Consider the following 21,072-nt stretch of genomic DNA (forward strand, 5'->3'; position numbering starts at 1 on the left):
GGGGCATCGATGACCGTGGAGTCGATACCGGTGAAGTCGGCGCCGAAGTCGCTGGCGTGGGACGGCGACGAGCTGGTCTCCGCGACCGGGGGCGGGCGCCGCTGGGGCCCGGACGGGGTGGAGCGCTCGGCGCCCTACGCGTGGAGTTTTCCGTTCGACACCGGGACCGTCTCGGCCTCCGGGCGATACTCCGCCGTGTACCAGGAGCGCGGCACCAAGGCCGCGTTGCTCGAAGGCGAACGGGTCGTGCGGGAGCTGAACCGCAGCTACTACCGGGCGCCTAACTACGACTACCCGCTCGCCCTCGGCAGGTTGGGCGACGGACGCGAGGTCGTCGTGCACTGCCCGGACAAGTACAACGTGCTCCAGATCGAGGACGCGGCGAGCGGCGAGCGGCTGACCGCCGGTGGGCGGGAGCCGCAGGACGTCTTCCACTCCCGGCTCGCCCTGAGCCCGGACGGCCGGTACCTGCTCTCGGTCGGCTGGTTCTGGCAGCCCTTCGGGACGGTCCTGGTCTACGACACCGCGCTCGCGCTCACCGATCCCGGCACGCTGGACGGCGACGGCGTGCTGCCGCCGGAGACTGCCGCGAACGGCGAGGTGACGGCAGGCTGCTGGCTCGACGCCGACCGGCTGGTCCTGGCGACGGGGGCGGAGGACTGGAACGACGAGCTGACGGCCGCGCTTCCGCCGCGCCACCTCGGCGTGTGGTCGATCGCCGAGGGCCGCTGGCTCCACCGCAGCCCCGTCGCCGATGCCGACCCGGGTGTCCTGCTCCTGCCCCGTGGTGACCAGGTGATCTCGTTCCTGGGCCACCCGCGGCTGCTCGACCCGGCCACCGGCCGCATCGTCGCGGAGTGGCCCGAGGTCGCCGTGCCCGTCAAACCGACCTGCTTCGGCTACCGGCGCGTTCCCACCCCCGTCGCCGCCCTCCACCCCGACGGCACCCGGCTGGCCGTCGCGACGGCGGAGAGCATCGCGCTCATCACGCTGCCGTGAACCCGCGCGGCCTCATGTCTGCGCCCGCTCGTGGTACGACCGCCGCGTGTGCTCCGTGTGTTCGCGCATCAGCGTCGTCGCCAGCTGCTCGTCCCGCGCCGTGATCGCTGCGATCAGCTCGCGGTGTTCGATCCAGGACTGGTGGCCGCGCTGGCGGGCCACCGGCGTGTAGTACCAGCGGACCCGGCGGTCGACCTGGGCGGCGAGTTCGGCGAGGACGGTGTTGCCGGCCAGGTCCATGATCTTGGCGTGGAACGCGGCGTTCAGGACGACGGCTCCGTCCACGTCGTCCGCGGCGACCGCCTTCTCGCCCTCGGTGCAGAGGGATTCGAGGGCGGCCACGCCCGCGCTGCCCGCGTTGGCCGCCGCCAGCCGTGCCGCCTCGGCCTCCAACAGGGTGCGGACGGTGAGGAGTTGGTCGGCCTCCTCCTCCGTCGGCTCATGGACGAACGCGCCCTGGGCGGGCCGCAGGTCCACCCAGCCCTCGGTGTTCAGCCGCTGCAGCGCCTCGCGGACCGGCTGCCGGGAGACGCCGAGGTGGCCGGCGAGTTCGCTCTCGACGAGGTGCTGGCCGGGCTGGAGGGCGCGGGTGGTGATGAGTTCCAGGAGCGCCTCGTAGACGCGGTCGCGGAGCGGTCCGGGGCGTTCGAGCTTGGGCACCGCGCCCTGCGGCAGTCCGGCTGACAACATCGGGTCCCCCTTCGGCAGACACCCGTTACGAGCGGACACTCAGTGCGGACACTCAGTATCGATTGTCTTTCGTCTACAGTCTACGGCGCACTGCTGCCGACGGAAGCGGGAGTCGACCACGTCACACCGTGGAACGCGCTCTCAGGGGCAGCGCACGACCTGCCCCGCGTACGACAGGTTGCCGCCGAAGCCGAACAGCAGGATCGGGTCGCCGCCGGACACCCGGCCCTGCTCCACCAGCTTGGAGAGGGCGAGCGGGATGCTCGCCGCCGACGTGTTGCCGGATTCGGTGACGTCCCGGGCGACGACGGCGTTGACCGCGCCGATCTTCGCGGCGAGCGGCTCGATGATCCGCAGGTTGGCCTGGTGCAGCACGACGGCCGCGAGGTCGGCGGGTGCCACCCCGGCCTTCTCGCAGGCGCGCCGGGCGATGGGCGGCAGCTGGGTGGTGGCCCAGCGGTAGACGCTCTGCCCCTCCTGCGCGAACCGGGGCGGGGTGCCCTCGATCCGTACGGCGTGGCTCATCTCGGGGACGGAACCCCACAGGACGGGTCCGATGCCGGGCTCCTCGCCGGGCCCGCACGCCTCGACGACGGCGGCGCCGGCCCCGTCGCCGACCAGGACACACGTCGTACGGTCGGTCCAGTCCGTCACCTCGGACATCTTGTCGGCGCCGATGACCAGGGCCCGGGTGGCGGCCCCGGCCCGGACCGTGTGGTCGGCGGTGGCGAGCGCGTGGGTGAAGCCGGCGCACACGACGTTGACGTCCATCGCGGCGGGCTGCGGGATGCCGAGCCGGGCGGCGACACGCGCGGCCATGTTCGGGGAGCGGTCGATCGCGGTGGAGGTGGCGACCAGGACCAGGTCGATGTCCGCGGGGGTGAGGCCGGCTGCGGCGAGTGCCTTGGCGGCGGCGTGCGCGGCCAGCTCGTCGACGGGTTCGTCGGGGCCCGCGATGTGCCGGGTGTTGATGCCCACCCGGCTGCGGATCCACTCGTCACTGGTGTCGACCATGCCCGCCAGATCCTCGTTGGTGAGTACCCTGGCGGGCTGGTAGTGGCCGACGGCGGCGATGCGCGAGCCGATCATGGGTGGTGGAGCCCCCTCGTTGCCTCGGTGTGGGTCCACCAGTCTGTTCAGTGACTCACGGGTACGACGGCACGTGAGGCCACAGGAAACGGGCGTCCGAGTTGTCGGCTTCTTGCAGACCCTCGGACGCCCGGGTAGTCCCGCCGGTCACCCGTTGAACAGTTGTGTCGCTTTCTGTACCAGTTCATAGACCCCGTAGGCGAAGGGCGCGCCCACCCAGATCCAGGCGACGGCGATCAGCCAGCGGCGGTCCGGCTCAGGCCGGCTGCTCTCGTTCGACATCGACGGCCTCCCTCGGGGCGGGGATGTGGTGGCGGGTATGGACGGGCCGGACCAGCTCGTTGGCGACGAAGCCGACGACGAGCAGGCCGATCATGATGCCGAAGGACAGGGTGTAGAGGTCGGAGCCGTGCTTGCCGGCGTCCTTCTGGTGGTCGGCGATCCAGTTGACGATCAGCGGGCCGAGCACACCGGCGAGGGACCAGGCGGTGAGCAGCCGGCCGTGGATGGCACCGACCTGGTAGGTGCCGAAGAGGTCCTTCAGGTAGGCGGGGACGGTCGCGAAGCCGCCGCCGTAGAAGGAGAGGATCACCAGGGCGCAGAGGATGAACAGGGGTTTCGAGGAGTCCCCGAACAGCGCGATGAGCAGGTACATCACGGCGCCCACGCCCAGGTAGACACGGTAGATGTTCTTGCGGCCGATCAGGTCGGAGGTGGACGACCAGCCGATCCGGCCGGCCATGTTGGCGGCGGACAGCAGGGCGACGAACCCGGCCGCCGCGGACGCCGACACCGGGGTGGAGCTGTCGGCGAAGAAGTCCGTGATCATCGGGGCGGCCTTCTCCAGGATGCCGATGCCCGCGGTCACGTTCATGCAGAGCACGACCCACAGGCACCAGAACTGGGGGGTGCGGATCGCGCTGTTCGCGGAGACCTGCACGCCCTCGAAGGCGCTCGGCGCGTCCGCGACCGGCTTCTCGGTGCGCGGGACGCGGATCAGGAGCACGCCGAGGGTCATGAAGACGGCGTACGACAGCCCGTGCACCAGGAAGGCGAGGGCGATGCCATCGTTGTCACTGCCGAAGGACGAGAGCATCTGCGCGGACCAGGGGGAGGCGATCAGCGCGCCGCCGCCGAAGCCCATGATGGCGATGCCGGTGGCCATGCCGGGCCGGTCCGGGAACCACTTGATCAGCGTGGAGACGGGCGAGATGTAGCCGATGCCGAGGCCGATGCCGCCGACGAAGCCGTAGCCGAGGACGATCAGCCAGTACTGCTTGGTCTCGGCGCCGAGTGCGGAGATCAGGAAGCCGGTGGAGAAGCAGATCAGGGCCACCGTCATGGCCCAGCGCGGTCCGTTGCGTTCGACGAGGGTGCCGCCGAACGCGGCCGACAGGCCGAGCATCACGATGGCGAGCTGGAAGGGCAGCGCGCTCTCGGTGCCGCTCAGGTTCAGGGCGGATTCGAGCGGCGGTTTGAACACGCTCCAGGCGTAGGCCTGGCCGATGGCGAGATGGACGGAGAGGGCGGCGGGCGGGACGAGCCAGCGGCTCCAGCCCGGAGGTGCTACAGGGGGGCTGCTCATGAATCCCGAACGGTAGGGCCCCGTCAGGGTGGTTGAGAACCCGCGGGCTCGATCGTATGCGTTGAACGGTATCCAGAATGCGCCGAACGGTCGCTGCCCGAACCCTTGTCGACCCCGACTCCATACTGTAGACAATATTTCGTCGACATCTTACGAAGAGGCCGAGACCAAGTCCGAGGCCACCTCCGCGGTATCCCTCAAACCGAACGGAGCGTTCCGTGAAAGTCGCAGTCCTCGGCGCCGGTGCGATCGGCGCCTACGTCGGTGCCGCGCTCCACCGCGCGGGCGCCGACGTGCACCTCATCGCGCGTGGACCGCATCTGGCGGCCATGAGGCAGTACGGAGTACGGGTGCTCAGCCCGCGCGGCGACTTCACCGCGCACGCCCACGCCACCGACGACCCGGCCGAGGTCGGCCCGGTCGACTACGTCTTCCTGGGTCTGAAGGCCAACTCGTACGCGGCGTGCGGGCCGCTGATCGAGCCGCTGCTGCACGAGCGGACGGCGGTGGTCGCCGCCCAGAACGGCATCCCCTGGTGGTACTTCCACCGGCACGGCGGCCCCTACGACGGCCACCGCGTCGAGAGCGTCGACCCGGACGGCACCGTCAGCGCCGTGCTCGCCCCCGAACGCGCCGTCGGCTGCGTGGTGTACGCGGCCACCGAGCTCGAAGCCCCCGGCGTGATAAGGCACTTGGAGGGCACCCGGTTCTCGGTCGGCGAGCCCGACCGCAGCATGTCCGAGCGCTGTGTGCGGTTCAGCGAGGCCATGCAGACCGGCGGGCTGAAGTGCCCGGTCGAGCCCGACCTCCGCAACGACATCTGGCTCAAACTGCTCGGCAACATCTCCTTCAACCCGATCAGTGCGCTGGCCCGCGCCACCATGCGGCAGATGTGCCTGCACGGCGGCACCCGGCGGGTCATCGAGATCATGATGCGCGAGACGCTCGACGTCGCCGAGGCACTCGGCTGCGAGGTCGGGGTCTCCATCGAACGCCGGCTGGCGGGCGCCGAGAAGGTCGGCGACCACCGCACCTCCACGCTCCAGGACCTGGAGCGCGGCAAGCCGCTGGAACTCGACGTGCTGCTCGCGGCGGTCGTCGAGCTGGCGGAGATCACCGGCGTGCAGGTGCCCACCCTGCGCACCGTGCACGCCATCTCGGACCTGCTCGCACTGAGGAGCGCGGCATGAGGAGCACGACAGGCACGAAGAGCACCCGGAAGCGAGAACCGAAGACCTACACCCGCCTCACCCACCCCCTGGTCCGGGACTCCCGCGACGAGCCCTTCCGGCAGGCGAGCTGGGAGGAGGCCCTGGACCGGGCGGCCCGGGGTCTGGAGCGCAACCGCGACGCGTTCGGGATGTTCTCCTGCGCCCGCGCCACCAACGAGATGAACTACGTGGCGCAGAAGTTCGCCCGGGTGGTGATGGGCACCAACAACGTCGACTCCTGCAACCGGACGTGCCACGCCCCGAGCGTGGCCGGCCTGAGCGCGGCCTTCGGCTCCGGCGGCGGCACCTCCTCGTACGAGGAGATCGAGCAGACCGACGTCATCGTGATGTGGGGCTCCAACGCCCGCTTCGCGCACCCGATCTTCTTCCAGCACGTGCTGAAGGGGATCAGGAACGGCGCCCGGATGTACGCCGTCGACCCGCGCCGCACCTCCACCGCCGAGTGGGCGGAGAGCTGGCTCGGGCTGAACGTCGGCACCGACATCCCGATGGCGCACGCGATCGGCCGGGAGATCATCCACGCGGGGCTCGCCAACGAGGCGTTCATCGAGCGGGCCACCACCGGCTTCGCGGAGTACAAGGCGCTCGTCGAGCCCTGGACGCTGTCCCTCGCCGAGAAGGTGACCGGTGTACCGGCCCGCGCCATAAGGGAGTTGGCGCACGCCTACGCCCGTGCCGAGCGCGCCCAGCTGTGCTGGACCCTCGGCATCACCGAGCACCACAACGGCACCGACAACGTCCGCGCCCTGATCAACCTCTCCCTGCTCACCGGGCAGGTGGGCCGCTGGGGTGCCGGGCTGCAGCCGCTGCGCGGCCAGAACAACGTGCAGGGCGGCGGCGACATGGGCGCGATACCCAACCGCCTGCCCGGCTTCCAGGACATCCTCGACCCCGACGCCCGGCTGAAGTTCGAGTCGGCCTGGGACACGGTCATCCAGCCGCACTACGGGCTGAACCTCACCGAGATGTTCGAGGCGATGGAGGAGGGCACGCTCAAGGCCGTCTACTGCATCGGCGAGAACCCGGCCCAGTCGGAGGCCGACAGCGAGCAGGCGGTACGCCGGCTGGGCGCCCTCGACTTCCTCGTCGTCCAGGACATCTTCCTCACGAAGACGGCGGAGCTGGCCGACGTCGTGCTGCCCGCGACCGCCGGCTGGGCGGAGACCGAGGGCACGACCACCAACAGCGAGCGCCGGGTGCAGCGGGTCCGCCGCGCCGTCACCCCGCCCGGCGAGGCCCGCGAGGACATCGACATCCTCTGCGACCTGGCGGCCCGGCTCGGCCACGACTGGAAGTACCAGGACGCGGAGGCCGTCTGGAACGAGCTTCGCTCCGTCTCCCCCGACCACTACGGGATGACGTACGACCGGCTCGCCGAGCACCAGGGCATCCAGTGGCCGTGCCCGAGCACCGAGCGCCTCGAACCGACCTATCTGCACGGCCGGTTGTGGGAGACGGACCCGGCCGGGCGCGGGATGCCGGCGCCCTTCGGGCTGGTCCGGCACGACCCGCCGGTCGACCTCACCGACGAGGAGTACCCGATCCGGCTCACCACCGGGCGACGGCTGGACTCCTACAACACCGGTGTGCAGAGCGGCGGTTACGCCTCCCCGCTGCGGCGTGGCGAGTACATCGAGCTGTGCCCGGAGGACGCCGAGCGGTACGGGGTGGTCGTCGGCGAGGAGGTCCAGGTGTCCTCACGGCGGGGCGCGGTGGTGGCCCCGGTCTGGATCGACACGGCGCTGCGTCCCGGTCTCGCCTTCATGACCATGCACTTTCCCGACGAGGTGGACACCAACCAGCTGACGATCGAGGCGAACTGCCCGATCGCGGGGACGGCGGAGTTCAAGGCGTCGGCGATCCGTATCGAGAAGCTCCCGGTCGCGACCATCGTGAGGTGACACAAGTGGACCTGCACTTCGGCGACAGCAAACCGACGGACGACGAACGGGCCGCCGTCGACTCCCTGTTGGGCCCTCCGGAGTCCTCCTGGGAGGGTGCCGACCGTTCCGACGCGGACCTGCGGTGGGCGCGTGGCGGCCGGGAGGCCCGGGACCGCCGCGACCTGCTGCTGCCGGGGCTGCACGCGATCAACGACCGGATCGGCTGGATCAGCGAGGGCGCCCTCGGCTACCTGTGCCGCCGCCTGACCGTCCCCCCGGCCGAGGCCTACGGGGTCGCCACCTTCTACGCGATGTTCTCCGTCCGGCCCCGCCCGGCGACCGTCCTGCACGTCTGCACGGACCTGGCGTGCACGGCGGCCGGGGCGGCCGCGCTGTGCGCCGGGGTGGAGGCGGGCCTCGGCCCCGGGGTGCACGTCGAGCGCAGCCCCTGCCTGGGCCTGTGCGAGCGGGCCCCGGCGGCCCTCGCGATCCGGGCCGGGGATCCGGTGCGTACGGCGGTGACGGCCCCGGCGACCGTCGACACCGCCGTCCTCGCGGCGACCGCGCCCGACTCGGTGCCGGAGGAGCCGTCGGCGGCGACGGCCGTACCCCAGGCGGGACGGGAAGGCCTGACCCTGCTGCAGCGGGTGGGCGTGGTCGACCCGGCCTCGCTCGACGACTACCGGGCCAACGGCGGCTACACCGCGCTGCGGCACGCCTTCGCACTCGGCCCCGCCGGGGTCATCCGCGAGGTCACCGACTCGGGCCTGGTCGGGCGCGGCGGCGCCGCCTTCCCCACCGGCCGCAAGTGGCAGGCCACGGCCGCCCAGCCGGACCACCCGCACTACCTGGTCTGCAACGCCGACGAATCCGAGCCGGGCACCTTCAAGGACCGCGTGATCATGGAGGGCGACCCGTACTCCCTGGTGGAGGCCATGACGATCGCGGCGTACGCGATCGGTGCGCACCGGGGCTTCGTCTACCTCCGCGGCGAGTACCCGCGGGCCACCCGCCGTCTCCGGCACGCGATCGACCAGGCCCGCGCCCGGGGCTTCCTCGGCGACGACGTCCTCGGGCAGGGCTTCGCCTTCGACATCGAGATCCGGCGCGGCGCCGGGGCGTACATCTGCGGTGAGGAGACGGCCCTGTTCAACTCCATCGAGGGCTACCGGGGCGAGCCGCGCTCGAAGCCGCCGTTCCCGGTGGAGAAGGGGCTGTTCGGGAAGCCGACGGTCGAGAACAACGTGGAGACGCTGGTCAACGTCCTGCCGATCCTGACCATGGGCGCCCCGGCGTACGCGGCGATCGGGACCGCCAAGTCCACCGGCCCGAAGCTCTTCTGCGTGTCCGGAAGCGTGGCCCGACCCGGCATCTACGAACTCCCCTTCGGCGCCACGCTCGGCGAACTCCTCCAACTGGCCGGGGTGCGCGAGAACTTGCGGGCAGTGCTGCTCGGCGGTGCCGCGGGCGGCTTCGTACGGCCGGACGAACTCGCCGTCCCGCTCACCTTCGAGGGCACCCGGGAGGCCGGCACCACACTCGGCTCCGGTGTGGTCATGGCCTTCGACGACACCGTGCCGCTGCCGCGACTCCTGCTCCGGATCGCCCGGTTCTTCCGCGACGAGTCCTGCGGGCAGTGCGTGCCCTGCCGGGTCGGCACGGTCCGGCAGGAGGAGGCCCTGCACCGGATCGTCGAGCGCACCGGCGCCGACGCGGCCGGGGACGTCGCGCTGCTGCGCGAGGTCGGGCGGGCGATGCGGGACGCCTCGATCTGCGGTCTCGGCCAGACCGCGTGGAACGCCGTGGAATCCGCCATCGACCGTCTGGGGGCGTACGAATGACCGTGACACCGCTGGGGATCCCGCGCCGGCTGCTGGAGTTCACGATCGACGGCGAGGAGGCGCGGGTCCCGGAGGGCTCGACGATCCTGGACGCCTGCCGGGCGGCCGGGAAGGACGTGCCGACCCTGTGCGAGGGCGACACGCTGCGCCCGAAGAACGCCTGCCGGGTGTGCGTGGTGGAGGTGGAGGGGGCCCGGACCCTCGTTCCCGCCTGCTCCCGGAAGGCCGAGCCCGGGATGGTCGTGCGGACCGGCAGCGAACGCGTCCGGCACAGCCGCAGGATCGTCCTGGAGCTGCTGGCCTCCTCGGTGGACCTGTCGACGACGCCCCGCGCGGCCGAGTGGATCAAGGAGTACGAGGCGAAGCCGGACCGCTTCGGCCCCGGCGCGGCCCGCCTGAACGAGGAGCCCAGGGTCGACAACGACCTGTACGTGCGCGACTACGACAAGTGCATCCTCTGCTACAAGTGCGTCGACGCCTGCGGTGACCAGTGGCAGAACAGTTTCGCGATCTCGGTCGCCGGGCGCGGCTTCGACGCCCGGATCGCCGTCGAGCACGACGCCCCGCTGACCGACTCGGCCTGTGTCTACTGCGGGAACTGCGTGGAGGTGTGTCCCACCGGGGCACTGTCGTTCAGGTCGGAGTTCGACATGCGGGCGGCGGGTACCTGGGACGAGGCCCGGCAGACGGAGACGACCACCGTGTGCGCGTACTGCGGTGTGGGCTGCAACCTCACGCTCCACGTGCAGGACAATGAGATAGTCAAGGTCACCTCGCCGCACGACAACCCGGTGACCCACGGCAATCTCTGCATCAAGGGCCGTTTCGGCTACCAGCACGTACAGAACCGGGGCTGATCAGACCATGGGACGAGTCACGGAACGACGCAAGGTCATCCGCATCCGCGACGGAGCGGTCTCCGCCCGGCCGGACACGCTCGTCGCCGAGGAACCGCTGGAGATCAGACTCAACGGGAAACCCCTGGCCATCACCATGCGCACGCCCGGCGACGACTTCGCGCTGGCGGCCGGGTTCCTGGTGAGCGAGGGGGTGCTGGCGGCCGCCGGCGACCTGCAGAACATCGTGTACTGCGCGGGCGCCACGGTCGACGGGTCCAACACCTACAACGTGGTCGACGTGCGGACCACGCCGGGCGTCAAGCTGCCCGACTTCACCCTGGAGCGGAACGTCTACACCTCCTCGTCCTGCGGGCTGTGCGGCAAGGCCAGCCTGGACGCGGTGCGTACGACGGCCCGCTGGCCGATCGCCGACACTCCCCCGGTCCGGGTGGAGCCCGAGCTGCTCGCGAGCCTCCCCGACCGGCTCCGCGCGTCGCAGCGGGTCTTCGACCGGACCGGGGGGCTGCACGCGGCGGCCCTGTTCACCGAGGAGGGCGAGCTGCTGGACAGCCGTGAGGACGTGGGGCGGCACAACGCGGTGGACAAGCTGGTCGGCCGGGCCCTGCAGAACGGCGACCTGCCGCTGTCCCGGACGATCCTGCTGGTCTCCGGGCGGGCCTCCTTCGAGCTGGCGCAGAAGGCCGTGATGGCGGGCATCCCGATGCTCGCGGCGGTCTCGGCGCCGTCCTCGCTGGCGGTGGACCTGGCGGCGGAGACCGGGCTGACCCTGGTCGGTTTCCTGCGCGGCAGCAACATGAACGTGTACGCGGGCGAGGACCGCATCGCCCTGCGGGCCGCGGCCGCCCAGGGCTGACCCGGTTCCCCGCGGCACGGCGGCGGGGCCCCGACCGGCGGGGAGCGCCCCCTGCGCCGCAGGGGCCCCGCCTCAGCCCGGTCCGGGCGCGCCGACGCGCGCCGCGGCCTCGGCGAGGGCGGCGACCAGCGCGGAGCGACGCCCGGCCGCCCAGGCCAGCAGCACCCGGTCGGGTTCGGCGTCGACGACCGGGACGTAGACGATGCCGGGGCGGGAGTACTGCTCGGCCACCGAGCGCGGCACCATCGTGATGGCGGCCACGCACTCGAACTTCTCCTCGATGGTGCGCAGTGGCAGGTCGCCTGGCCGGGGGTCGTTGTAGCGCAGCCGCTGCTCGCCGTCGAGGTCCGAGAGGGAGATCTCCTGCTTCCCGGCAAGCCGGTGCCGGTCCGGGAGCATGGCGACGCGGGGCTCGCTGTACAGGGGGCGCAGGTCGAGCCCGTCCTCCCGGACGGGCAGCCGTACGTAGGCGAGGTCGACGGTGCCGTCGAGGATCAGCTGTTCCTGGTCGTCCCTCCCCCACTCTCGGCTACGCTCGAGCGGGAGGTGCCCCCATGCCCCGGTGGGCGCGCACCTCGACGTCCGGGTGGCCCGCGGTGAAGGCCCGCAACGCCTCGGTGACCACGACACCGGCCCGGAAGCCGACGACCAGCCGCCGCCGGCCGCGCGCGGCCTGCCCGACCCGGCGCCGGGTCCCGTCGGCGACGGCCAGCAACTGCCGGGCGTCCTCGACGAGTTGCCGCCCGGCGTCGGTCAGGGTCACACCGTGGCTGTCCCGTACGAACAGCTCGGCGCCCAGGTCCTTCTCCAGGGCGCGGATCTGACGGCTCAGCACAGGTTGGGCGATGTGCAGCCGCTCCGCCGCCCGGCCGAAGTGGAGGAGTTCGGCGACCGCCGCGAAGTAGCGGACCTTGCGCAGATCCAGGTCCATGACCGCGGCTCCTTCCAAGGTGGCGATGTCTTCAGGGTATCGCCACCACCGAAAGAGGTCTTGGACGGCCGACGCCGCGGGACCGCAGGCTGGAGACGTCCGAACAGGACGGAACACCGGCTTGGAAAGGGATCGGCCATGGGTCTGCAGGGACAGCGTGTCGTCGTCATCGGGGGTACGTCGGGGATCGGGCTCGCGGTCGCGGAGGGCGCGGCACGGGAGGGTGCGCGGGTGGTCGTCGCCTCGCGGCGGCAGGAGAGCATCGACGCGGCGCTGAAAACGCTGCCGGAGGACGCCGAGGGGCAGGTGCTCGACGCCACGGACGAGGACGCGGTGCGTGCCTTCTTCGCCCGGATCGGGGCGTACGACCACCTGGTGTACACGGCCGGTGACTCGATCCTGCTGGAGACACTGGCCCAGACGGAGATCTCGACGGCCCGGACCTTCCTGGACACCCGGCTGTGGGGTGCGTACGCGGCGGTGAAGTACGGCAGCGGGTCGATCCGGCCGGGCGGTTCGGTGGTGCTGACCACGGGGACGGCGGGGCGCCGGCCGCTGCCCGGGTCGAGCGTCGCCTCCGCGCTGTGCGGGGCGATGGAGTCGCTGACCCGGGCGCTGGCCGTGGAGCTGGCGCCGGTGCGGGTCAACGTGGTCTCGCCGGGAGTGGTGCGGACCGAGCTGTGGCGGGGGCTGCCGGAGACGGTCCGGGAGGAGCTGTACCGGTCCTCCGCCGAGTCGCTGCCGGTGGGGCGGATGGGCGAGCCGGCGGATGTGGCGGAGGCGTACCTGTACCTGATGCGTGGGGGGTACAGCACCGGGTCGGTGGTGGTCGTGGACGGCGGCGGGACGCTGGTCTGAGGGGCCGGGCGGTCAGGCGGGGCCGAGGCTGAGGCCGGCGGCGGTGACGACCGTGCCGAGGCGCGGGAAGTCGAGCCGGACGGACGCCTCGTGCTCGGGGCCGGTGAGGGCGGCCATGGCGTCCTCGACGAAGACCAGGTCGTAGCCGAGGTCGGCGGCGGCGCGGGCGGTGGACTCGACGCCGAGGTTGGTGGCGATGCCGCCGAACACCAGCCGGGTGATGCCGAGCCCGCGCAGCCGGGCGTCGAGCTCCGTGCCCTGGAAGCCGCCGATCGTCCGCTTGACGATCTCCACGTCCCCTGCCTTCCTGAGTCCGGCGACGAGTCCGCTGCCCGGCGGCTGCTCGGCGAGCGAGGGCCGTTCGACGCGGATCAGCACCACGGGCGCGCCGGCGGCGCGGAAGGTGTGGGCCAGTTCCTCGGCGGTGTGCAGGACTTCGGTGCCTTTGCGGGGCTCCAGGGGCAGCGCGACGATGCGGTCCATCAGGTCGACGAGGACGAGGGCCGTGTGCGCCGGATCGAGCGCCAGGGGTGCGGTCATGACGGAACGTTAGCCGTCATGAGCCGTCCGTACCGGAAATCCGGATCAACAGGCCCGTGAACTGGTCGCGTTCGGCAGCCGACGGCGGGGCGTGCGCCGCGCCGCCGAGCCCCGGCCACGGTCACGCCCACGGCCATCGTCACGCCCACGCCCACGGCCACGGCCACGGCCACGGCTCAGCGGCGGAGCGGACCGGTGCCGACCGCGGGCCGCGACTCCGCCGCCGGGGCGGCCTGGGGTCCGGTCTCCTCCTGGGCCTCGGGGTCGTGTGCGCGGCGCTTGGCGATCACCGCGCACACCATGAGCTGCATCTGGTGGAAGAGCATCAGCGGCAGCACGGCCAGCGAGGCGTGGGCGCCGAACAGGACGCTGGCCATGGGCAGGCCGGAGGCGAGGGACTTCTTCGACCCGGCGAACTGGATGGCGATGCGGTCCCCGCGGCCGAAGCCGAGCGCCTTGGCGCCGTACCAGGTCAGCAGGAGCATCACGGCGAGCAGGACGGCCTCGACGGCGAGCAGCCCGGCCAGCCGGACCACGCTGACCTGGTGCCAGATGCCCCGGACCATGCCCTCGCTGAACGCGGTGTAGACGACGAGCAGGATGGAGCCGCGGTCGACGAAGCCGAGGATCCTCTTGTGCCGGGCGATGAAGTCGCCGATCCACCCGCGCAGCAGCTGCCCGGCGACGAACGGCACCAGCAGCTGGAGCACGATCTTCACGATCGAGTCGGCGGAGAACCCGCCCCCGCTGTTGCCGAGCAGCGCGGCGGCGAGCAACGGCGTGAGGACGATGCCGATCAGCGAGGAGAAGGACCCCGCGCAGATCGCGGCGGGCACGTTGCCGCGGGCGATGGAGGTGAAGGCGATCGACGACTGGATGGTGGAGGGCACCAGGGTCAGGAAGAGGAAGCCCTGGTAGAGCGGATGGGTGAGCAGGACCGGCACCAGACCGCGAGCCGCCATGCCGAGCACCGGGAAGATCACGAAGGTGCAGACCAGGACCGTGACGTGGAGCCGCCAGTGCCGCAGCCCGTCGACGGCCTCACGGGTGGACAGGCGGGCCCCGTAGAGGAAGAAGAGAAAGGCGATCGCGGCCGTGGAGGCACCGGAGGCCACGTCGGCGGCCGTGTCCCGGGCCGGAAGGAGCGCGGCGAGGCATACCGTCCCGAGCAACAGCAGGACGTACGGGTCGATCGGCATCCAACTGGGCCAGCTGAGGCGTTTCACGGTGCTCCACTTGCGGGTCGGTCAGGGTGTCGTAGCGGCGGACGGGGCCGGTGCTCGCCGGGGCCGGAAGGGCCCCCTCCATCGTCCTCCTCCGACACTTGATCGGGAATCCGGTATACCACTCTCACTGCCATCGCGTTCCGCGATAACATGTTCGAGTGTACGACCCTTCGCAGCTGCGCACCTTCCTTGCGGTGGCCCAGACGCTCAGCTTCACCCAGGCCGCCCGGCGGCTCGGGCTGCGCCAGTCCACGGTCAGCCAGCACGTGCGCCGCCTGGAGGACGCGGCCGGCCGCCAGCTGTTCTCCCGGGACACGCACTCCGTGGAGCTGACCGAGGACGGCGAGGCCATGCTCGGGTTCGCCCGCCGGATCCTGGAGGTGCACGAGCAGGCGGCGGCCTTCTTCACGGGTACCCGGGTCCGCGGCCGGCTCCGCTTCGGCGCGTCGGAGGACTTCGTCCTGACCCGGCTGCCGGAGATCCTGGAGGGCTTCCGCCACGACCACCCCGAGGTGGACCTCGAACTGACGGTGGAGCTCTCGGGCACCCTGCACGAGCAGCTGGCCGCCGGGAAGCTGGACCTGGTCCTGGCCAAGCGGCGCGCCGAGGACCCGCTGGGCGAGCTGGTCTGGCACGACGACCTGGTGTGGATCGGTGCGGAGCGGCTCCGTCTGGACCCCGCGCGCCCGGTCCCGCTGATCGTCTATCCCCCGCCGGGCATCACCCGTGCGCTGGCCCTGGAGGCACTGGAGCGCCAGGGCCGCGACTGGCGCATCGTCTGCACGAGCGGCAGCCTCAGCGGCCTGCTCGCGGCGGCCCAGGCCGGCCTCGGTGTGATGGCCCATTCGAAGGGGCTGATCCCGCCGGGCCTGTTCCGGGTCCCGGAGCGGGCAGGGCTGCCGGAGCTGGGCAAGGTCGACTTCGTCCTCGTGCACGGCCCGAGACGGTCACCGGCCCAGTCGGCGGCGGACGCGCTGGCGGCAGCGATCCTGACCAGCGGAGCCCGCTTGAGACGGCCTTGACCGGAGGCGCCCCCAAAGGGGCGCGGGGCTGAATCCATGTGCGGCTGCCGCCGCGTGGGCACGACCAGCCCCCACCGGCCCGCGCCGTCACCACAACCCCTGGTACGTCAACTGCTTCACCCGCCGGAAAAACGGCATGGCCTCCACATGCTGCACCCCCTCCAGCCGCCCCACCGGCCCGCTCAGATACGCGTACAGGTGCGCCGTGTCGCGCAGCACCGCCGTCACCACGACATGCGAGGGACCGGCGGTGGCCGCGGCGGACGCCACCTCGTCATGGGCCGCCAGCGCCTGTCCCACGGAGTGCATCGCGGCCGGCGTGGTGGTGATCCACAGCACCGCGGACTTCGAGAATCCCAGCACCTCGGCGCGGTACTCCACGTCGATGTACACCGCCCCGGAGCCGAGCAGTGCGGCCAGCCGCCGCTTCACGGACGACTCGGACCGTCCCGTCGCCCGCTGCAACTCCGGATACGTCGCCCGCCCGTCCCGCTCCAGGGCGGCGAGCAGCGGCGCGTCCTCCGGCTCCAGCCGCGCGGGCCCGTCGGCCTCCGGCAGCGCCGGCCGCAGCGCCGCCGTCTGTTCCTCGGTCAGCGCCCGGAACTTCCGCACCCACCCGGTCGGCCCCCCGTAGAACCGGTGCAGCAGTTGCTGCGCCCGGATCTCCACCACGCTCGGGGTCCGCGGCAGCTTGCCGAGCAGCAGGTCGTCGTGGTCGCTGGGGTGGCGTGGCCGCGTCATGCAGACGATCTCCGTGCCGCCGGAGGCCAGCCCGATCCAGGCGGTGTCGGGGCGCTTGGCAAGGGCGTCGGCGATGACGGTGGCGCCGTCGGGCGCGCAGCGCAGCCGGAGCATCCACTGGTCCTGGCCGAGCCGTTCCGCGTCCCGGACCGCGACGACCCGCAGCCCGGCCTCGGCGCACAGCCGCCGGTAGCGGCGGGCGATCGTCTGGTCGGAGACCCCGAGGACGGCCGCGATGCGGCTGAAGGAGGCGCGGCCGTCCACCTCCAGCGCGCAGAGCAGTTGCACGTCCAGCAGATCCGTCGTGTCGGATTTCAGCTCCAGCACGGCAACCCCCGTCGGATTTCGCCTTGCGACCGCTCTTCTCCGCTCCGATCGGCCGCGGGACGGCCATCCTACGGAGCGAACGCCAGTCGACGGAGTGAAGGAGCACGGAGACGCGCACATGAGGGCCGCCGCAACGGTGGCGGGCGCACGGGTCCTGGTGCTGGTGAGGGCACCCCGGGCGGCAGGCGGAGTGACAGAATCCGCCCTCTCGACGCTGTCTGAGGAGAGCACGTAGACACCGAGCTCCTGACCGGTCGGTAACCGGCCGGGGGCGGTAATCGGGTCGTACAGATTCCGTGGAGATTACGGAGCCGGAACTTACTGAACCGTAAGGATTCTGTCCGGCCCTTCCCCATGTGGGCGTATTTTCCCTGCGTGAGCGCGGTCATACGAGAGCAATGCTCGCTTTCGCACCCCCTCCCGATCGGTCTTCCGGTGGGGTAGCTTTCACGGCGCTGTGCGGAGCGTCACGACTACCGTCACTGTGGAGCGAGGAGCGGGGAGCGGGGTTTGCGCGAGTTCACCAACCCGCCGTTGGCGTCGGCGCCGCCGGTCGGCGGTCTGGCCGACAGTGTGTTCGAGCATGCCCGGACGGGCCCGCTGCACGTCGCGCTGGGCCGCAAGGACGATCTCGGCCAGTGGCGCGACGTGACCGCCGCCGAGTTCCGCGACGAGGTCCTCGCCCTCGCCAAGGGGCTGCTCGCCCGTGGCATCCGGTTCGGCGACCGGGTCGCGATCATGTCCCGCACCCGCTACGAGTGGACGCTGTTCGACTTCGCGCTGTGGACCGTCGGCGCCCAGGTGGTGCCGGTCTACCCGACCTCGTCCGCGGAGCAGTGCTTCTGGATGCTGTACGACGCCGAGTGCACGGCGGCGATCGTGGAGCACGAGGACCACGCGATGACGATCGCCACCGTCATCGACCGGCTGCCGCAGCTGCGCCAGCTGTGGCAGCTCGACGAGGGCGCGGTGCAGGAGCTGTACGACGCGGGCGCGCACCTCGACGACGAGGTGGTGCACCGGCACCGGCAGGCGGTCACGCCCGAGTCGACGGCCACGATCATCTACACCTCGGGCACCACGGGCCGCCCGAAGGGCTGTGTCCTGTCGCACGGGAACTTCATGTACGAGGCGGACACGGTGGTGGCCCGCTGGGAGTCGGTGTTCCGCGCGAAGAAGGGCGAGGAGGTCTCGACCCTGCTCTTCCTGCCGCTCGCGCACGTCTTCGGCCGCATGGTGGAGGTGGCGGCGATCCGGCACGGGGTCCGCTTCGGCCACCAGCCGCAGTTGCACGCGGCCGCGCTGCTGCCCGACCTGGCCGCGTTCCGGCCGACGTTCATCCTGGCCGTGCCGTACATCTTCGAGAAGGTGTTCAACGCGGCGCGGCGCAAGGCGGAGAAGGAAGGCAAGGGCGGGCCGTTCGAGAAGGCGGTCGAGATCGCGGTGAAGTACGCGGACGCCGTCGAGGCGAAGGCGTGGGGCACCGGTCCCGGTCCGTCGGCGTCGCTGCGCATGCAGCACCAGCTCTTCGACAAGCTCGTCTACGGCAAGGTGCGGGCCGCGATGGGCGGCAGGATCCGCAACGCGATGTCCGGCGGCTCGGCGATGGACCGCCGGCTCGGCCTGTTCTTCGCCGGCGCGGGTGTGCAGATCTACGAGGGCTACGGCCTGACCGAGTCGACGGCGGCGGCGACCGCCAACCCGCCCGAGCGCACCCGGTACGGCACGGTCGGGCAGGCCGTCCCGGGCTCCACCGTGCACATCGCGGACGACGGGGAGGTCTGGCTGCACGGCGGCCACGTCTTCCAGGGCTACCTCAACAACCAGAAGGCCACCGACGCCACCCTGCACGACGGCTGGCTGGCCACCGGCGACCTGGGCTCCCTCGACGAGGACGGCTACCTGACCATCACCGGCCGCAAGAAGGAGATCCTGGTGACCTCCGGCGGCAAGAGCGTCTCCCCCGGTGTCCTGGAGGAGCGGGTCCGCGACCATCCGCTGGTCAATCAGTGCATCGTCGTCGGCAACGACCGCCCCTACATCGCCGCCCTGGTCACCCTGGACACCGAGGCCGTCGAGCACTGGCTGCAGATGCGCGGCAAGCCGCAGATGTCCGCGGCCCAGCTGGTGCGGGACGCCGACCTGGAGACCGAGGTGCGGCGCGCGGTGGTGGCCGCCAACACCCTGGTCTCACAGGCCGAGTCGATCCGTACGTTCCGTATCCTCGCCCAGCCGTTCACCGAGGAACACGGCTTGCTGACCCCGTCGTTGAAGCTGAAGCGCAAGGCGATCGAGAACGCCTACGCCAACGAGGTCGAGGCCCTGTACCGGGCCTGACGGCACGTCAACTGCCGTCTGTCAACTGATGTTGACCCGGAAGATCTTGTCGGATCCGTCCGGCTCGTTGCCGTTGTTGTCGCAGTTGGTGGTGGACAGCCACAGCTGGTCGGCGCCCGGCACCTTGGTCACGGTCCGCAGCCGGCCGTAGGTTCCCACGTAGTACGCCGTCGGCGTGCCGACGTTCTCGGTGTCACCGTTGATGGGGATGCGCCAGAGCCGTTCGCCGCGCAGCGATGCCATGTAGACGACGTTGCGGACGATGGCGATGCCGCTCGGGGAGGCCTCGGAGACGTTCCAGGTGGCCTTGGGGTTGGTCATCCCGGCGACGGAGCAGGTGCCCTCGCAGGTCGGCCAGCCGTAGTTGGCGCCCGGCTTGATGAGGTTGAGCTCGTCCTTGGAGCTGTTGCCGAACTCGGCCTCCCACAGCCGCCCGTTGCGGTCGAAGGCGAGGCCCTGCGGGTTGCGGTGGCCGAGGCTGTAGACGTAGTTGCCGAACGGGTTGCCGGGGGCCGGTTTGCCGTCGGTCGTCATGCGCAGGATCTTGCCGTTGAGGGAGTTCTTGTCCTGGGCGAGGTCGGGTGTCTGGGCCTCCCCGGTGGAGACGTAGAGGTAGCCGTCGGGGCCGAAGAGGAGCCGTCCGCCGTTGTGGTAGCGGTTCTTCTTGATGCCCTGGAGCAGGATCTTGTAGTCGCTGAGCTTGGTGCCGTCGTAGGTCATGCGGACGACCCGGTTGCCCTCGTCCGCGGTGTGCATGAAGTAGACGTAGTGGTTGGTCTCCCACTTGGGGTCGACGGCGACGCCGAGCAGGCCACCCTCGCCGTTGGTGGTGACGGCGTTCGGGACGGTCCCGACCTGGGTCCTGGCCCCGTCCTTGGTGACCTTCCAGACCCGGAAGTCGTCCCGCTCGGTGACCAGGGCGGTCTTGCCGTCGGGCATCCAGTAGGTGCCCCAGGGGATGGTCCAGCCGCTGGAGAGGGTGGCGACGGAGGAGGGGGTGCCGCCGTCGGTGGCGCACGCCTTGGTGGTGAAGGTGACGGCGTTGCTGGGCTGGGAGACGTTCCCGGCCGCGTCGCGGGCGACGACGTCCAGGGTGTAGGGGCTGTCGCAGGCGAGGCCGGTGAGGGTGCTGGTCGTGCCGCTGGTGACCGTCTGGTAGACGGTGTCCCCGCTGCGGACGTCGTACGCGGTCACCGCCCGGTCGTCGGTGGACGCGCCCCAGGAGAGGTCGGCGGTGTTCGCGGTGAGGTTCGTCGCGGACAGGGTGCCGGGGGCGGTGGGCGGGGTGCTGTCGCTGCTCGGCCGGGTCGTGCAGTCGACGACGGGACTGGCCGGCGAGGTGTTGCCGGCCGCGTCGCGGGCGATGACGGTGAGGTCGTAGGTGGTGTTCGGGGCCAGCCCGGTCAGGGTCTTCGAGGTCGAACTCCCGGCCGCCTCACCGATCTTGTTGCCGTGCTCGTAGAGGTCGTACGCCGTCACGCCCACGTCGTCGGTGGCGGCGCCCCAGGCGAGGGTGAGGGTGTCCTCGCCGACGGCGGAGCAGGACGGCTGGCCGGGGCGGGTGGGGGCCTGGGTGTCGGCCGCCGCGGCGACACTGACCTTGTCCAGGTTGGGGCCGCCGTTCGCGGTGGTGGCGGTGGCGCGGATCTTGTTGCTGCCCGCGGTCAGCGGGACGTTCACCGTCCTGGTCGCCCAGGTGTTCCAGTCGGCGGTGGCCGGGAAGGAGACGCCGGAGGCGACGACCGATCCGTTGACGGAGATGTCCAGCGGCCGGTCGGTGTCGGTGCCGTTGGCGAAGCGCAGGGTGAGCGCGGAGGTGCCGGTGGTGGCGGCACCGACCGTGAACTCCACGTACGAGCCCTTGATGTTGGTGTAGTCGACGAAGCCGGTACCGGTGTACCCGGTGTGGTTGGTGGCGACGGCGCCCTGGGAGATCGTGGCGTCCTCGGCCTGGTAGTCGGTGGCCGCCCGCGCGGTCCCCGGCAGCAGGGCGACCAGCGGGACGGCGAGGGCCAGCGGCAGGGCGCGGGCCAGCAGGGTTCTGGGTGTCATGACGGT

19 protein-coding genes are annotated in these 21,072 nt (G+C 71.4%); 9 read left to right on the top strand and 10 right to left on the bottom strand.

Features of this window, described 5'->3' with window-relative positions; translation table 11 throughout:
* Positions 1 to 9 precede the first annotated feature (9 nt).
* Positions 10 to 999, top strand: coding sequence for a hypothetical protein (locus ACIQVL_RS08475; protein ID WP_403474827.1), 990 nt, complete (start codon positions 10 to 12; stop codon positions 997 to 999).
* Between the two features lie 12 nt (positions 1,000 to 1,011).
* Here ACIQVL_RS08475 and ACIQVL_RS08480 read toward each other — a convergent pair whose 3' ends face one another.
* From ACIQVL_RS08480 to ACIQVL_RS08495, 4 genes are all read right to left on the bottom strand, one after another.
* Entirely contained in the window at positions 1,012 to 1,689 is a 678-nt protein-coding gene (locus ACIQVL_RS08480) for a GntR family transcriptional regulator (protein WP_403474828.1), read from the bottom strand.
* 141 nt (positions 1,690 to 1,830) lie between these two features.
* Positions 1,831 to 2,778: a beta-ketoacyl-ACP synthase III gene (locus tag ACIQVL_RS08485; protein ID WP_351961649.1), complete on the bottom strand. Its 948-nt coding sequence runs from the start codon at positions 2,776 to 2,778 to the stop codon at positions 1,831 to 1,833.
* Positions 2,779 to 2,925: 147 nt separating this feature from the next.
* Entirely contained in the window at positions 2,926 to 3,060 is a 135-nt protein-coding gene (locus ACIQVL_RS08490) for a hypothetical protein (protein ID WP_293994368.1), read from the bottom strand.
* Positions 3,035 to 4,363, bottom strand: a complete 1,329-nt coding sequence (locus ACIQVL_RS08495; protein ID WP_403474829.1) for an OFA family MFS transporter — start codon at positions 4,361 to 4,363, stop codon at positions 3,035 to 3,037. Before ACIQVL_RS08495 ends, ACIQVL_RS08490 begins: the two co-directional genes overlap by 26 nt.
* Positions 4,364 to 4,581: 218 nt before the next feature.
* On the opposite strand from ACIQVL_RS08495, the gene ACIQVL_RS08500 reads away from it, so the two are divergent.
* From ACIQVL_RS08500 to fdhD, 5 genes are read left to right on the top strand one after another with little or no spacing between them, the layout of a single operon-like run.
* A complete protein-coding gene (locus ACIQVL_RS08500) occupies positions 4,582 to 5,553 on the top strand; it encodes a 2-dehydropantoate 2-reductase (RefSeq protein ID WP_403474830.1) in 972 nt (323 codons plus the stop codon).
* The gene (locus ACIQVL_RS08505) at positions 5,550 to 7,496 is read left to right on the top strand and encodes a molybdopterin oxidoreductase family protein (protein ID WP_403474831.1); all 1,947 of its coding nucleotides are present in this window, start codon (positions 5,550 to 5,552) and stop codon (positions 7,494 to 7,496) included. Before ACIQVL_RS08500 ends, ACIQVL_RS08505 begins: the two co-directional genes overlap by 4 nt.
* A 5-nt stretch (positions 7,497 to 7,501) precedes the next feature.
* On the top strand, positions 7,502 to 9,319 hold the full coding sequence (locus ACIQVL_RS08510) for an NADH-ubiquinone oxidoreductase-F iron-sulfur binding region domain-containing protein (RefSeq protein WP_403475208.1): 1,818 nt from the start codon (positions 7,502 to 7,504) through the stop codon (positions 9,317 to 9,319).
* Positions 9,316 to 10,176: a 2Fe-2S iron-sulfur cluster-binding protein gene (locus tag ACIQVL_RS08515; RefSeq protein WP_403474832.1), complete on the top strand. Its 861-nt coding sequence runs from the start codon at positions 9,316 to 9,318 to the stop codon at positions 10,174 to 10,176. The genes ACIQVL_RS08510 and ACIQVL_RS08515 overlap by 4 nt, the downstream gene beginning before the upstream one ends.
* Before the next feature lie 7 nt (positions 10,177 to 10,183).
* Positions 10,184 to 11,032, top strand: coding sequence for a formate dehydrogenase accessory sulfurtransferase FdhD (gene fdhD, locus ACIQVL_RS08520; protein ID WP_403474833.1), 849 nt, complete (start codon positions 10,184 to 10,186; stop codon positions 11,030 to 11,032).
* A gap of 72 nt (positions 11,033 to 11,104) precedes the next feature.
* Here the strand turns inward: fdhD and ACIQVL_RS08525 are convergent, their stop codons facing one another.
* Together ACIQVL_RS08525 and ACIQVL_RS08530 are read right to left on the bottom strand one after the other, a co-directional pair.
* The gene (locus ACIQVL_RS08525; RefSeq protein WP_403474834.1) at positions 11,105 to 11,662 is read right to left on the bottom strand and encodes a LysR substrate-binding domain-containing protein; all 558 of its coding nucleotides are present in this window, start codon (positions 11,660 to 11,662) and stop codon (positions 11,105 to 11,107) included.
* On the bottom strand, positions 11,562 to 11,963 hold the full coding sequence (locus ACIQVL_RS08530; protein WP_403474835.1) for a LysR family transcriptional regulator: 402 nt from the start codon (positions 11,961 to 11,963) through the stop codon (positions 11,562 to 11,564). The genes ACIQVL_RS08525 and ACIQVL_RS08530 overlap by 101 nt, the downstream gene beginning before the upstream one ends.
* A 138-nt stretch (positions 11,964 to 12,101) precedes the next feature.
* Between ACIQVL_RS08530 and ACIQVL_RS08535 the strand changes: the two genes are divergently transcribed.
* Positions 12,102 to 12,821 carry an SDR family oxidoreductase gene (locus ACIQVL_RS08535; protein ID WP_403474836.1) on the top strand — a complete coding sequence of 240 codons (720 nt, stop codon included), beginning with the start codon at positions 12,102 to 12,104 and terminating at the stop codon, positions 12,819 to 12,821.
* Between the two features lie 12 nt (positions 12,822 to 12,833).
* On the opposite strand, the gene ACIQVL_RS08540 is transcribed toward ACIQVL_RS08535, so the two are convergent.
* Both ACIQVL_RS08540 and ACIQVL_RS08545 read right to left on the bottom strand, forming a co-directional pair.
* A complete protein-coding gene (locus ACIQVL_RS08540) occupies positions 12,834 to 13,361 on the bottom strand; it encodes an isochorismatase family protein (RefSeq protein WP_403474837.1) in 528 nt (175 codons plus the stop codon).
* 176 nt (positions 13,362 to 13,537) lie between these two features.
* A complete protein-coding gene (locus ACIQVL_RS08545) occupies positions 13,538 to 14,587 on the bottom strand; it encodes a bile acid:sodium symporter family protein (RefSeq protein WP_403474838.1) in 1,050 nt (349 codons plus the stop codon).
* 158 nt (positions 14,588 to 14,745) lie between these two features.
* Between ACIQVL_RS08545 and ACIQVL_RS08550 the strand changes: the two genes are divergently transcribed.
* Complete coding sequence (locus tag ACIQVL_RS08550; RefSeq protein ID WP_403474839.1) at positions 14,746 to 15,609, top strand: LysR substrate-binding domain-containing protein; 864 nt, start codon at positions 14,746 to 14,748, stop codon at positions 15,607 to 15,609.
* Positions 15,610 to 15,696: 87 nt separating this feature from the next.
* Here the strand turns inward: ACIQVL_RS08550 and ACIQVL_RS08555 are convergent, their stop codons facing one another.
* Positions 15,697 to 16,674 (bottom strand): Lrp/AsnC family transcriptional regulator, encoded by a 978-nt coding sequence (locus ACIQVL_RS08555; RefSeq protein WP_403475209.1) that lies wholly within the window; start codon positions 16,672 to 16,674, stop codon positions 15,697 to 15,699.
* Positions 16,675 to 17,187: 513 nt separating this feature from the next.
* On the opposite strand from ACIQVL_RS08555, the gene ACIQVL_RS08560 reads away from it, so the two are divergent.
* Positions 17,188 to 19,014 (top strand): AMP-dependent synthetase/ligase, encoded by a 1,827-nt coding sequence (locus ACIQVL_RS08560; protein ID WP_403474840.1) that lies wholly within the window; start codon positions 17,188 to 17,190, stop codon positions 19,012 to 19,014.
* A 21-nt stretch (positions 19,015 to 19,035) separates the two neighbouring features.
* On the opposite strand, the gene ACIQVL_RS08565 is transcribed toward ACIQVL_RS08560, so the two are convergent.
* Positions 19,036 to 21,066: a PQQ-dependent sugar dehydrogenase gene (locus tag ACIQVL_RS08565; protein WP_403474841.1), complete on the bottom strand. Its 2,031-nt coding sequence runs from the start codon at positions 21,064 to 21,066 to the stop codon at positions 19,036 to 19,038.
* Positions 21,067 to 21,072: the final 6 nt, after the last annotated feature.

Source organism: Streptomyces sp. NPDC090499, from assembly GCF_044769305.1.
Lineage (GTDB): Bacteria > Actinomycetota > Actinomycetes > Streptomycetales > Streptomycetaceae > Streptomyces.

Excerpts from the sequence above, each read along its gene's own strand:
- ACIQVL_RS08475 (WP_403474827.1), top strand. The coding sequence starts at position 10 with ATGACCGTGGAGTCGATACCGGTGAAGTCGGCGCCGAAGTCGCTGGCG.
- ACIQVL_RS08480 (WP_403474828.1), bottom strand. The coding sequence starts at position 1,689 with ATGTTGTCAGCCGGACTGCCGCAGGGCGCGGTGCCCAAGCTCGAACGC.
- ACIQVL_RS08485 (WP_351961649.1), bottom strand. The coding sequence starts at position 2,778 with ATGATCGGCTCGCGCATCGCCGCCGTCGGCCACTACCAGCCCGCCAGG.
- ACIQVL_RS08490 (WP_293994368.1), bottom strand. The coding sequence starts at position 3,060 with ATGTCGAACGAGAGCAGCCGGCCTGAGCCGGACCGCCGCTGGCTGATC.
- ACIQVL_RS08495 (WP_403474829.1), bottom strand. The coding sequence starts at position 4,363 with ATGAGCAGCCCCCCTGTAGCACCTCCGGGCTGGAGCCGCTGGCTCGTC.
- ACIQVL_RS08505 (WP_403474831.1), top strand. The coding sequence starts at position 5,550 with ATGAGGAGCACGACAGGCACGAAGAGCACCCGGAAGCGAGAACCGAAG.
- ACIQVL_RS08515 (WP_403474832.1), top strand. The coding sequence starts at position 9,316 with ATGACCGTGACACCGCTGGGGATCCCGCGCCGGCTGCTGGAGTTCACG.
- fdhD (WP_403474833.1), top strand. The coding sequence starts at position 10,184 with ATGGGACGAGTCACGGAACGACGCAAGGTCATCCGCATCCGCGACGGA.
- ACIQVL_RS08530 (WP_403474835.1), bottom strand. The coding sequence starts at position 11,963 with ATGGACCTGGATCTGCGCAAGGTCCGCTACTTCGCGGCGGTCGCCGAA.
- ACIQVL_RS08535 (WP_403474836.1), top strand. The coding sequence starts at position 12,102 with ATGGGTCTGCAGGGACAGCGTGTCGTCGTCATCGGGGGTACGTCGGGG.
- ACIQVL_RS08540 (WP_403474837.1), bottom strand. The coding sequence starts at position 13,361 with ATGACCGCACCCCTGGCGCTCGATCCGGCGCACACGGCCCTCGTCCTC.
- ACIQVL_RS08565 (WP_403474841.1), bottom strand. The coding sequence starts at position 21,066 with ATGACACCCAGAACCCTGCTGGCCCGCGCCCTGCCGCTGGCCCTCGCC.